Source organism: Streptococcus mitis (assembly GCF_946188585.1).
In the GTDB taxonomy this organism is placed as follows: domain Bacteria; phylum Bacillota; class Bacilli; order Lactobacillales; family Streptococcaceae; genus Streptococcus; species Streptococcus mitis_DG.
In genome coordinates, this window is the sequence record NZ_CAMHVI010000001.1 from 20293 (window position 1) to 33899 (window position 13607).

Sequence of the window (13607 nt, forward strand, 5' to 3'; positions counted from 1 at the left end):
TATAGCATATTTTGGAGGAAAGAAGGAGGAATCTTCGGGCTAATCATGGTATAATAAAAGGTAATGAAAAATTCTAACGAGGCAAAGATGAAATTACTTTATACTGATATTCGGACTTCTTTGACAGAAATTCTAACCAGAGAGGCGGAAGAGCTAGTTGCTGCTGGCAAGCGAGTCTTCTACATCGCCCCCAACTCTCTTTCTTTTGAAAAAGAACGCGCCGTGCTGGAATGCTTGTCCCAGCAGGCTTCTTTTGCGATTACCGTTACGCGCTTTGCTCAAATGGCTCGTTATCTGGTCTTGAATGACCTGCCTGCCAAAACCAGTCTAGATGACATCGGTCTTGGGATGGCCTTTTACAAATGCCTTGCCGAACTTGACCCCAAGCACTTGCGTGTTTATGGTGCGATTAAGCAGGATCCTCAATTTATTCAGCAGTTGATTGAACTGTATCACGAGATGACGACTGCTCAGATGAGCTTTTTAGACTTGGAGAGTTTGGCAGATGAGGACAAGCGAGCAGACTTGCTCTTGATTTTTGAAAAAGTAACAGCCTATCTTAATCAAGGTCAGTTGGCTCAGGGAAGTCAGTTGTCTCATTTGATTGAAGCTATTGAGAATAACAAAGTAAGTAGTGATTTCACTCAAATCGCCTTGGTTATTGATGGATTTACCCGTTTTTCTGCTGAAGAAGAGCGGATTGTGGACCTACTTCACGGCAAGGGTGTTGAGATTGTCATTGGAGCCTATGCTAGTAAGAAAGCCTATACCAGTCCATTCGCTGAAGGCAATCTATACCAAGCCAGTGTGGACTTTCTCCATCATCTAGCCTCTAAATATCAAACACCTGCTCAGGATTATTCTCAAACTCATGAGAAGATGGATAGTTTTGATAAGGCCTCTCGTTTGCTGGAGTCTTCTTATGACTTTTCAGAATTCACCTTGGATGTCGATGATAAGGACTGTGAAAACTTACAAATCTGGTCTTGTTTGACGCAAAAAGAAGAGTTGGAATTGGTAGCCCGTAGCATTCGACAGAAATTGCATGAGAACTCAGACCTGAGTTACAAGCATTTTCGTATTCTTTTGGGGGATGTAGCTTCTTATCAGTTATCTCTAAAAACCATTTTTGACCAGTATCAGATTCCTTTCTATCTTGGCAGAAGCGAATCCATGGCTCATCATCCCTTGACACAGTTTGTCGAGTCTATTTTAGCTTTGAAACGCTATCGTTTCCGTCAGGAGGATTTGATAAACCTCCTCAGAACTGGTTTGTATACCGACCTTAGCCAGCCTGATATTGACGCATTTGAGCAATATATCCGCTATCTTGGTATCAATGGCTTACCAGCCTTTCAGCAAACCTTCACCAAATCCCACCATGGAAAATTTGATTTGGAACGTTTAAATGCTCTTCGTCTGCGTATTTTATCCCCTCTTGAAACCCTATTTGCCAGTCGAAAACAGAAGGCTGAAAATCTCTTGCAAAAGTGGAATAGCTTTCTAAAAGAAGGTGCAGTTACCAAACAGTTGCAAGATTTGACAGCCACTGTGGAAGCTCTTGAACAGGAAAGACAAACTGAAGTTTGGAAGGCATTCTGTCATGTTTTAGAACAATTTGCGACCGTTTTTGCTGGTTCACAAGTTAGTCTGGAGGACTTCCTAGCCTTGCTTCATTCTGGTATGAGCCTATCTCAATACCGTACCATTCCAGCGACAGTGAACACCGTTCTGGTGCAGAGTTACGATTTGATTGCTCCTCTGACAGCTGACTTTGTCTATGCCATTGGGCTGACTCAGGACAATTTACCAAAAATAGCGCAAAACACCAGTCTTTTGACTGATGAAGAAAGACAAAGCTTAAACCAAGCGACAGAAGAGGGGGCGCAATTGCTGATTGCCAGCAGTGAGAACCTCAAGAAAAATCGCTATACTATGCTTTCCTTGGTCAATTCTGCTCGTAAGCAGTTGGTCTTGTCAGCTCCAAGCCTTTTTAACGAAAGTGAAAGCAAGGAATCTGCCTATCTTCAAGAGCTGGTCCATTTTGGATTTAGCCGTAAAGAGAAGAAGATTCATCACAAAGGGCTGTCTAAAGAAGATATGGGGTCATATCACAGTCTTTTGTCCAGTCTGGTTGCCTATCACCAACAGGGCGATACGAGTGATAGGGAGCAAGATTTGACCTTTGTCAAGGTTCTGGCTCGTGTGATGGGTAAAAAACTAGACCAGCAAGGTTTGGAAAATCCTGCCCTCCCAACCAGTCCAAGCAGTAAGCAGTTGGCTAAGGACACCTTACAAGCTCTTTATCCTGCTGATCAGGAGTTTTACCTGTCTACGTCTGGTTTGACGGAGTTTTACCGGAACCAATACAGTTATTTCCTCCGTTATGTTTTAGGCTTGCAGGAAGAATTGCGCCTTCGCCCTGATGCTCGTAGTCATGGGAATTTCTTGCACCGTATTTTTGAACGTGTCTTACAGTTGCCTGACGAAGATTCCTTTGACCAACGTTTGGAACAGGCTATTCAAGAAACCAGTCAGGAACGGGAATTTGAAGCTATTTATCAGGAAAGTTTGGAAGCCCAGTTCACCAAGGAAGTTCTGCTTGATGTGGCACGGACGACTGACCATATTCTCCGCCACAATCCAGCTATTGAAACCATCAAAGAAGAAGCGAACTTTGGTGGAAAAGAGCAAGCCTTTATTCAATTAGACAATGGACGCAGTATCTTTGTACGAGGTAAGGTTGACCGCATTGACCGTTTGAAAGCTGATGGGGCGATAGGAGTAGTAGATTACAAGTCGAGTCTAACTCAGTTCCAGTTTCCTCATTTCTTTAATGGCCTCAATTCTCAGTTGCCAACTTATCTAGCTTCCTTAAAAAGAGAAGGGGAGCAGAACTTTTTCGGTGCCATGTACTTGGAAATGGCTGAGCCAGTCCAAGCTCTGATGGCTGTTAAAAGTCTGGCTGGAGCAGTAGCAGAAGCCAGCAAATCTATGAAATACCAAGGCCTCTTTTTGGAAAAAGAAAGCAGTCATTTGGGTGAATTTTACAACAAAAACAAGGGCAACCAGCTGACAGATGAGGAATTCCAGCTCCTACTGGACTACAATGCCCATCTTTACAAGAAAGCAGCTGAGACGATTTTAGAAGGCCAATTCGCCATTAATCCTTATACCGAAAATGGCAGAAGTATTGCTCCATACGTCCAGCAACATCAAGCCATCACAGGATTTGAAGCCAATTACCATTTAGGTCAAGCCCGATTCCTAGAAAAGTTAGATTTAGCTGACGGCAAGCGTCTAGTAGGAGAGAAACTCAAGCAAGCTTGGTTTGAAAAAATTAGAGAGGAGTTGAATCGATGAAGTCCATTCCCTTTTTAACCGAGGAAGAAATTCAAAAATTGCAAGAAGCTGAAACAAATTCGAGCAAGGAACAAAAGAAAACTGCTGAGCAAATCGAAGCTATCTACACTTCTGGTCAAAATATCCTTGTCTCAGCATCAGCTGGTTCTGGGAAGACCTTTGTTATGGCAGAGCGTATTCTGGATCAGTTAGCGCGTGGTGTGGAAATTTCTCAACTCTTTATCTCGACCTTTACCGTTAAGGCTGCCACAGAGCTTAAGGAACGTTTGGAGAAAAAAATCAGCCAACAAATCCAAGAAAGCAGCAATGTTGACCTCAAACAACACTTAGGACGCCAGTTGGCAGACCTACCCAACGCTGCCATTGGTACCATGGACTCTTTCACACAAAAATTCCTTAGCAAACATGGCTATCTGATTGACATTGCGCCTAATTTCCGTATTTTACAAAACCAAAGCGAGCAACTCCTTCTAAAAAATGAAGTCTTCCACGAGGTCTTTGAAGCGCATTACCAGGGGAAACAGAAAGAGACCTTTAGTCATTTGCTGAAAAACTTTGCTGGACGTGGCAAGGATGAACGCGGTTTGCGCCAGCAGGTCTATAAAATCTATGATTTCCTCCAATCCACCAGCAATCCTCAGAAATGGCTAAGTGAATTTTTCCTAAAAGGCTTTGAAACAGCTGATTTTACGAATGAAAAAGAAAAACTGACTGAGCAAATCCAGCAAGCCCTTTGGGACTTGGAAAGCTTTTTCCGTTATCATCTGGATAATGATGCCAAGGAGTTTCCAAAGGCTGCTTATCTAGAGAATGTTCAGTTGATTTTAGATGAAATTGGCTCCTTAAATCAAGAATCCGATAGTCAGGCTTATCAGGTAGTGCTTGCGCGTGTTATCGCCATCTCTAAGGAGAAAAACGGTCGGGCTCTGACTAATGCGAGTCGTAAGGCTGATTTGAAGCCCCTGGCGGATGCCTACAACGAAGAAAGAAAGGCCCAGTTGTCTAAACTAGGACAACTAGCGGACCAGATAACCATTCTAGACTATCAAGAACGTTATCATGAAGACACCTGGGAACTAGCTAAGACTTTCCAAACCTTCATGAGTGATTTTATAGAGGCTTATCGTCAGCTCAAACGTCAGGAAAATGCCTTTGAATTCGCCGATATCAGCCATTATACCATTGAGATTTTAGAGAATTTCCCGCAAGTTCGTGAGGCTTATCAGGAGCGTTTCCACGAAGTCATGGTCGATGAGTATCAGGATACCAACCACATTCAAGAACGGATGTTGGAATTGCTGTCGAATGGTCACAATCGCTTTATGGTCGGGGATATCAAGCAGTCTATCTACCGTTTCCGTCAGGCAGATCCGCAGATTTTCAATGAGAAATTCCAACGCTATGCGCAGAATCCTCAAGAAGGAAAGCTGATTCTGCTCAAGGAAAATTTCCGTAGTAGTTCAGAAGTGCTGTCAGCAACCAATGATGTTTTTGCACGCCTTATGGACCAAGAGGTTGGAGAAATCAACTATGATAGCATGCATCAGCTTGTTTTTGCCAATAGCAAACTAACTCCAAATCCAGACAACAAGGCAGAATTTCTCCTCTACGACAAGGACGATACTGGTGAGGAAGAAGAGAGCCAAGCAGAAACGAAATTAACAGGTGAAATGCGCCTGGTCATCAAGGAAATCCTCAAACTCCATCAAGAAAAAGGTGTTGCTTTTAAGGAAATTGCCCTTTTGACCTCTAGCCGCAGTCGAAATGACCAGATTCTTCTCGCCCTGTCTGAGTACGGAATTCCTGTCAAAACTGACGGAGAGCAAAACAATTATCTCCAATCCCTAGAAGTGCAAGTCATGCTAGAAACCCTTCGTGTCATTCACAATCCCCTGCAAGACTATGCCTTGGTTGCCCTTATGAAGTCTCCAATGTTTGGTTTTGATGAGGACGAGTTAGCACGCTTGTCCCTTCAGAAAGCAGAGGAAAAAATCCAAGAGAATCTCTATGATAAGCTAGTCAATGCTCAAAAACAGACAACAAGCCATAAAAATTTGATCCATACAGCTTTAGCTGAGAAACTAAAACAATTCATAGATATCTTGGCTTCTTGGCGACTGCATGCCAAAACCCACTCCCTCTATGACTTGATTTGGAAGATTTACAACGACCGTTTTTATTATGATTACGTTGGGGCTTTGCCAAATGGTCCTGCTAGGCAGGCAAATCTCTATGCTCTAGCGCTGCGTGCTGATCAATTTGAAAAGAGCAATTTCAAGGGCTTGTCCCGCTTTATCCGTATGATTGACCAAGTTTTAGAAGCCCAGCACGATCTTGCAAGCGTGGCTGTCGCACCGCCCAAGGATGCTGTAGAGCTCATGACCATCCACAAGAGTAAAGGGTTGGAGTTTCCTTATGTCTTTATCCTCAATATGGATCAAGATTTCAACAAGCAAGACTCTATGTCAGAAGTCATTCTCAGTCGTCAGAATGGTCTTGGTGTCAAATACATTGCCAAGATGGAGACAGGAGCAGTGGAAGCCCACTATCCTAAAACCATCAAACTCTCCATTCCTAGCCTTACTTATATCCAGAATGAGGAAGAACTGCAATTGGCTAGCTATTCAGAGCAGATGCGCCTCCTTTATGTTGCCATGACGCGGGCTGAGAAAAAGCTCTACCTTGTCGGCAAGGGGTCTCGTGAAAAGCTGGAAGCCAAGGAATTCCCAGCAGCTAAAAATGGAAAACTAAATAGCAATACTAGACTGGAAGCCAAGAATTTCCAAGATTGGATTTGGGCTATCAGCAAAGTGTTTGCCAAGGATAATCTCAACTTTAGCTATCGTTTTGTTGGCGAAGACCAGTTGACTAGAGAAGCTATCGGAGAGTTGGAAAACAAGAGCCTTCTACAAGATAGCTCTCAAGCAGACAATCGCCAGTCTGAAACCATCAAAGAAGCTCTGGAAATGCTGAAAGAGGTGGAAGTCTATAACACTCTTCATCGCGCAGCCATTGAACTACCTAGTGTTCAAACTCCAAGCCAAATCAAGAAATTCTACGAACCTGTTATGGATATGGAAGGTGTCGAAATTGCTGGTCAAGGTCAGTCAGTGGATAAGAAAATCAGCTTTGATTTGCCTGATTTTTCAACCAAAGGAAAGGTAACTGGAGCTGAAATCGGTAGTGCCACCCACGAACTCATGCAGAGAATTGACCTCAATCAGCAACCAACCCTTGCTAGCCTAACAGAAACTCTCCAACAAGTTCAAGCCAGCCCAGCTGTCAGAGACAAAATCAATCTTGCTAAAATCCTTGCATTCTTTGACTCAGCACTTGGTCAGGAAATTCTTGCCAATACCGACCATCTCTATCGTGAACAACCTTTCTCCATGCTTAAACGAGACCATAAGAGTCAGGAAAACTTCGTTGTTCGTGGAATCTTGGACGGCTATCTGCTTTACGACGACAGAATCGTTCTGTTCGACTACAAGACAGACCGCTATGACGAGCCAAGCCAACTCATAGACCGCTATCGTGGTCAATTATCCCTATACGAAGAGGCCTTATCACGAGCCTATTCGATTGAAAATATTGAGAAGTACTTGATTTTACTCGGTAAAGACGAGGTTCAAGTTGTAAAAGTATAAATTTAGAAAGGAGACCTCTTGACACTTCCAGTTAGAAAATCCCTGCATGATGCTGTTTTACAGGCTTCAAAAGCTGATACTTGGGAACAAGCTACCAAGGAATGGAATGAAGTTTCCTTGATTTTTAACGGTATTGGCCGTAGCAATTGTGTCTGTGGGAATGCCATCAAATACGCTTATGAACTCTTTAACAGTGTCACAGGTCAACGCCTCTTTCCGATTGGTAGTGATTGTGTTCGGCATTTTCATCGATTAAGCCTTGACCAGCAGCTAGAAGAGGAAGAAAAACTGCTCAGAAAGGTTGAGAATCTGACCAAAAAAGCCCAGAAAAAGGAAAAAATAAAGGTCAACAAAAGTGACTTTGACGAGCGTCTTCTAAAGTGGCTCTGGGAAAAAGGTGTTTTTAAACCCAATCGTGGAAATCAGTTCTCACCTGAGAAAGACTACCATCTTTTCCTAGAAGTCTTTCAAGGAGGAAGTTGGACCAAGGCAGAACCCAAGAAGAAGACTCGTATGGAAGAAGTCCTTGAAAAGTGTATCAAACCCTTTTTACTTGGAAAACCAGATGACCAACTCTACCTTGTCAAGCTAGGCAAGGAGAAAATTGACTATGAACAAGAACTCCGTATCAAGGCAGAGAAAGAGCGCAAGAAAAGAGATAGAATCGCCAAGCAATATGCAGACAATCTGGTACTAGCCATGGGACCAGCAGAGCGTGCTTATCAGGATTACTTTGGCTTTACAGAAACCTTAACCCAAGAAGAACGCAAGTGGGAGAAAATACTTTTTGGTAAAAATCGGACAGAACGGGCTGTCAAGGCCAAACAATACCAAAAAGAGCTGGAAAAAGACCAACGAATTGCGAGTCAGGATCCAATTGAAAGAAAGCAGAAGCAGACCTGGCTCCTCAATTCCTATTTTCGTGAGCTTCCTGAAGAAAAAGCCCGATTTTCTAGGCTCTTATTAGAATATCGAAAAAGTGGAGAAGTTCCCTTTTCAACCGAATATCTGTCAGATCATATTATTGATTTTCTCTATAAAATGAAAACCTTTGAGTTTGAAATCGCACCAGAACAAGTTCGCGATTTTCTAAAAGAAAGCCTCCAGGCAGAACATCTCTCCTCAGCACAGGAAAGCTGGATAGAAGGGATTCTAACAAATTGCATAGTCCCATTTTTATCTCGAATACTCATCTAAAACTAAATATATAAGACATAGAATTTTATATAAGGTTAATATACAAATCAAGTGGGGTTGAAATCAGTCTTCCTTTAAAAAGTAGCTATTACAAACAAAAGCTTATGCAAAAAAGACTAATTTATGATAGAATAGAGGATAAGAAAGAAAACGTTTTTACAGTTTTTTCAATCCGAAGGAGATATATTATGGCTACTATTCAATGGTTTCCTGGTCACATGTCTAAAGCTCGTCGACAAGTGCAGGAAAATTTAAAATTTGTTGATTTTGTGACGATTTTGGTGGATGCACGTTTACCTCTATCTAGTCAAAACCCTATGTTGACCAAAATCGTTGGTGATAAACCAAAACTCTTGATTTTAAATAAGGCGGACTTGGCTGACCCAGCAATGACCAAGGAATGGCGCCAGTATTTTGAATCACAAGGAATCCAGACGCTAGCTATCAACTCTAAAGAACAAGTGACTGTAAAAGTTGTAACAGATGCAGCTAAGAAACTCATGGCGGATAAGATTACACGCCAGAAGGAACGCGGTATCAAGATTGAAACCTTGCGTACTATGATTATTGGGATTCCAAATGCTGGTAAATCAACTCTCATGAACCGTTTGGCTGGTAAGAAAATTGCTGTTGTCGGCAACAAGCCTGGTGTGACCAAGGGGCAACAGTGCCTTAAAACCAACAAAGACTTGGAAATCTTAGATACGCCAGGGATTCTTTGGCCTAAGTTTGAAGATGAAACTGTTGCGCTTAAGTTAGCCTTGACTGGAGCTATTAAAGACCAGTTGCTTCCTATGGATGAGGTGACCATTTTTGGCCTCAATTATTTCAAAGAACATTATCCAGAAAAGCTGGCTGAACGCTTCAAACAAATGAAAATTGAGGAAGAAGCACCTGTTATTATTATGGATATGACCCGTGCTCTCGGTTTCCGTGACGACTATGACCGCTTTTACAGTCTCTTCGTGAAGGAAGTCCGTGATGGCAAACTCGGTAACTATACCTTAGATACATTGGAAGACCTCAATGGCGACGATTAAAGAAATCAAAGAACTCCTTGCAACGGTCAAGGACCTAGATAGCCCTATTTTTTTAGAGCTTGAAAAGGATGATCGTTCTGGAGTTAAAAAGGAAATCAGCAAGCGTAAAAAAGCCATGCAGGCAGAATTGGATGAAGATTTTCGTTTGGAATCCATGCTTTCCTATGAAAAAGAACTGAACAAGCAAGGATTGACCTTAATTGCTGGTGTTGATGAGGTAGGTCGTGGTCCTCTGGCTGGGCCTGTAGTCGCTGCAGCTGTTATTTTACCTCAAAATTGTAAAATTAAAGGCCTCAATGACAGCAAGAAAATTCCTAAAAAGAAACATCTGGAGATTTTCCAAGCAGTTCAAGACCAAGCCTTGTCAATTGGCATTGGTATCATAGATAATCAGGTCATCGACCAAGTCAATATTTATGAAGCAACCAAACTTGCCATGCAGGATGCAATCTCTAAGCTCAGTTCTCAACCTGAGCACCTCTTAATTGATGCCATGAAACTGGATTTACCAATTTCACAAACATCTATCATCAAAGGAGATGCCAATTCCCTCTCGATTGCAGCGGCTTCTATAGTAGCCAAGGTGACACGTGATGAATTGATGAAGGAATACGATCAGCAGTTCCCTGGCTATGATTTCGCTACTAATGCAGGATATGGAACTGCTAAACACCTGGAAGGACTGAAAAAACTAGGAGTTACCCCAATTCACCGGACCAGCTTTGAACCAGTAAAATCACTGGTTTCAGGAAAAAAAGAAAGTTAAGTTAGAAGGAATGATTATGGAGGAACAGTCAGAAACACTTAGTTCCAAGAAAGAATTTGCCTTTGCCTCAAGTACTATATTATCCCAAGTTGGACGAGGAATCATTGTTGGTCTCGTTGTTGGAATTATCGTTGGATCCTTTCGTTTCTTAATCGAAAAAGGCTTCCACCTGATACAAGGACTTTATCAAGATCAAGCGCACCTAGTGCGCAATCTTCTTATCATTGGTCTATTTTATTTAATAGTTTGTTGGCTCAGTGCGAAATTAACTCGGTCAGAAAAAGACATCAAAGGCTCAGGAATTCCTCAAGTCGAAGCCGAATTAAAGGGATTGATGACTCTCAACTGGTGGGGAGTTCTTTGGAAAAAATATATTCTAGGAATTTTGGCTATTGCTAGTGGCCTTATGTTAGGACGTGAAGGACCAAGCATTCAACTCGGAGCAGTCGGTGGTAAAGGAATTGCCAAATGGCTCAATTCCAGTCCAGTAGAGGAACGCTCCTTGATTGCTAGTGGTGCTGCAGCAGGATTAGCCGCAGCCTTTAATGCACCGATTGCAGGACTTCTCTTTGTGGTAGAAGAAGTTTATCACCATTTTTCACGCTTTTTCTGGGTCTCAACTCTAGCAGCCAGTCTCGTAGCAAACTTTGTCTCACTACTCATATTTGGCTTAACACCCGTACTGGACATGCCAGACAACATCCCACTCATGACCCTAGACCAGTATTGGATTTACCTCCTTATGGGAGTTTTTCTTGGACTATCTGGTTTTCTCTATGAAAAAGCTGTGCTCAATGTTGGTCGAGTTTATGATTGGCTTGGTCAAAAAATCCATTTGGATAGAGCTTATTACCCAATTCTAGCTTTCATTCTCATCATACCAGTCGGCATCTTCTTACCCCAAATCCTTGGTGGTGGAAATCAGCTGGTTCTTTCCCTAACTGAGCAAGATTTTAGTTTCCAAGTTCTATTAGTTTACTTTTTGATTCGCTTTGTTTGGAGCATGATTAGTTATGGAAGTGGCCTTCCAGGAGGAATTTTCCTACCAATTTTGGCGCTTGGTTCATTGCTTGGAGCCCTAGTTGGTGTCATTTGTATCAATCTTGGACTTGTCAGTCAAGAGCAATTTCCTATATTTGTCATTCTGGGAATGAGTGGCTATTTTGGAGCAATATCCAAGGCTCCCTTAACTGCTATGATACTTGTAACTGAGATGGTAGGAGATATTCGCAACCTCATGCCACTTGGATTAGTGACCTTGGTTGCCTACATCATCATGGATTTACTCAAGGGGGCACCAGTCTATGAGGCTATGTTGGAAAAAATGCTACCAGAAGAAGCAACAGACGAAGGAGAAGTCACCCTCATTGAAATTCCTGTATCAGACAAAATTGCTGGAAAACAAGTACACGAACTCAACTTACCACATAATATCCTCATCACAACTCAAGTCCATAATGGCAAGAGCCAAACAGTTAACGGCTCAACCAGAATGTATCTCGGAGATATGATTCACCTAGTTATTCCAAAAAGTGAAATTGGGAAAGTCAAAGATTTGTTATTGTAGAAGTTTTTACATAATTTATGTTATGTAAAAACGAATTTCTTAATTAAATACATTTGAAAACCGATTCTCAGCAATGAGGTCGTTTTTTTCTTGTTAGAAATATTATAATATATTATAAAAAGCGATTAAATTATTCTAGGTTATAGTATAATGAGAAAAGGAGGAAAGCTTAAATGAGTAATTCTGGCATCAAAAAAAGTCATAAATGGTTTCTAATCGTTGTGTCACTCGCAACCATCACAACAGGAGGTGTTTTTATGTTTTCTATGTTAGGGAGATCCCAAGAAGAGCGTCGGAATAGAGAGTATGAAGTTAGTTTGGTGAATGCTTTAAAGAATTCATATGAAGGGATTGAGGAGATAACAATTACGAACCCCTCGTACAGCTCAATTCCTTCAGAGGCTTGGGGGGCTGATGTGAAACTAAAATTTTTTGATGGAACATCTAAGGAACATGTTTTAGCTTTTGATATAAACTCGAATAAAATTAGGATCGGTGTATATAATAACGAAGATGAAGAATTTCAACATTTTCTAAATTCTAGACGAGGTTCTACTAAGTCAAAAGTTAAAGTTAAATATTCGAATGGCTCAGAAGGGGACCTATGATGAATAAATACATTTATACAGATAAACAACTTAATAAATTGAATCAAGGTCCGAATGTTTACAGTGTTAATACTTAGTTCGTACAACGTAAAGAAAATCGAACAAATATTGTTACTGCTAAATCAGATAACGAGTTAAAAAAAGGTGAAATTAACACCATAACCACCTCCGATGATCAAGAATTCCGTGTCGTCGCCACTAAGTCTGACATTGAAACAGATTTTGATGGACTGGCGGTTTCACCTATTGTGAACGGCAAACCAGATTATAAAAATGTAGCCGTGATTGCTGCTGGAACCGATCCTGGGAGTCCTACTATGATTGATAGATGAAAAAACTTTTTCTTATTATAGTGTAAGATAGACTAATCTTTCTTATAGTATAATAAAAAGGAGAAAAGCTTAAATGAACAATTCCAGCAATAAAAAAAGTCATAAAAGGCTGCTAATCGTTTTGTTATTCGCAATCATCACAGCAGGAGGTATTTTTATGTTTAGCATGTTAGGGAAATCTCAAGAAGAACGTCGGAATAGAGAGTACGAAGTTAGTTTGGTGAATGCTTTAAAAAATTCTTACCAAGGGATTGAGGAGATTAAGATTTCCAATCCAAACTACACAAACCCTCCAGGTTCATGGTCTTGTGATGTAGAAATTAAGTTTATTGATGAAAAAACTCTTAAATATGGGATTAATCACCATTTAAGTTATAAAACAAATTATGGTGGTCGTCAAGAAACAAACGAAGATTGGCAGTATTTAGAAACTCATAAAGGAAAAACTTTAAAATCAGTCCAAATTACTTATTCTGATTATGAGCAAGGAGAACAGTGATGAAGTTCTAATATACTGATGAACAATTGTATAATTTAAACCAAGATTTTGCTATTTATATTGTAAATGAAGAGTTTTCAAGTAGAAAAAGGAGGAAAGCTTAAATGAGTAATTCTGGAATCAAAAAGAGTCATAAAAGGTTACTAATCGTTTTGTTACTCGCGATCATCACAGCAGGAGGTGTTTTGATGTTTAGCATGTTAGGGAAATCCCAAGAAGAGCGTCGGAATAGAGAGTACGAAGTCAGTCTGGTGAATGCTTTAAAAAATTCTTACCAAGGGATTGAGGAGATTAAAATGTCCAATCCAGCATACACCAGCCCTCCGGGTTCGTGGTCTTGTGATGTAGAAATCAAATTTAATGATAAAAGAAAAACTAAGTATAGGATAGGCCATGGACTCCATGATAAAAAGAATTACCAAGGATCATTGACCAATAATAAAAAGCAATTCCTTAACAATTACAAAGGAGTGACCGACTTAAAAGTAATTGTTACATATTCAGATAATAGCACAGGAGAACAATGATAACATTTTCCTATACAGATGAGCAGCTAAACAATTTAAATCGGGATTATGCTGTATATAG

General features: G+C 40.9%; 9 protein-coding genes. All 9 read left to right on the plus strand.

Going from position 1 to position 13607, the window contains the following annotated elements:
* Positions 1-87 precede the first annotated feature (87 nt).
* Positions 88-3363, plus strand: coding sequence for an ATP-dependent nuclease subunit B (gene rexB, locus N8M66_RS00115; RefSeq protein ID WP_261044856.1), 3276 nt, complete (start codon positions 88-90; stop codon positions 3361-3363).
* Complete coding sequence (gene addA, locus N8M66_RS00120; protein WP_261044857.1) at positions 3360-7010, plus strand: helicase-exonuclease AddAB subunit AddA; 3651 nt, start codon at positions 3360-3362, stop codon at positions 7008-7010. The genes rexB and addA overlap by 4 nt, the downstream gene beginning before the upstream one ends.
* Before the next feature lie 18 nt (positions 7011-7028).
* Positions 7029-8207 (plus strand): hypothetical protein, encoded by a 1179-nt coding sequence (locus N8M66_RS00125; RefSeq protein WP_261044859.1) that lies wholly within the window; start codon positions 7029-7031, stop codon positions 8205-8207.
* Between the two features lie 188 nt (positions 8208-8395).
* Positions 8396-9247, plus strand: a complete 852-nt coding sequence (gene ylqF / locus N8M66_RS00130; RefSeq protein ID WP_261044860.1) for a ribosome biogenesis GTPase YlqF — start codon at positions 8396-8398, stop codon at positions 9245-9247.
* Positions 9234-10013 carry a ribonuclease HII gene (locus tag N8M66_RS00135; protein WP_261044862.1) on the plus strand — a complete coding sequence of 260 codons (780 nt, stop codon included), beginning with the start codon at positions 9234-9236 and terminating at the stop codon, positions 10011-10013. The genes ylqF and N8M66_RS00135 overlap by 14 nt, the downstream gene beginning before the upstream one ends.
* A 16-nt stretch (positions 10014-10029) precedes the next feature.
* Positions 10030-11580 carry a ClC family H(+)/Cl(-) exchange transporter gene (locus N8M66_RS00140; protein WP_261044863.1) on the plus strand — a complete coding sequence of 517 codons (1551 nt, stop codon included), beginning with the start codon at positions 10030-10032 and terminating at the stop codon, positions 11578-11580.
* Positions 11581-11753: 173 nt separating this feature from the next.
* Positions 11754-12188, plus strand: a complete 435-nt coding sequence (locus tag N8M66_RS00145) for a hypothetical protein (RefSeq protein ID WP_261044865.1) — start codon at positions 11754-11756, stop codon at positions 12186-12188.
* Between the two features lie 405 nt (positions 12189-12593).
* Positions 12594-13019: a hypothetical protein gene (locus tag N8M66_RS00150; protein WP_261044867.1), complete on the plus strand. Its 426-nt coding sequence runs from the start codon at positions 12594-12596 to the stop codon at positions 13017-13019.
* A gap of 104 nt (positions 13020-13123) precedes the next feature.
* Positions 13124-13546 carry a hypothetical protein gene (locus tag N8M66_RS00155; protein WP_261044868.1) on the plus strand — a complete coding sequence of 141 codons (423 nt, stop codon included), beginning with the start codon at positions 13124-13126 and terminating at the stop codon, positions 13544-13546.
* The last annotated feature ends 61 nt before the right edge of the window (positions 13547-13607 follow it).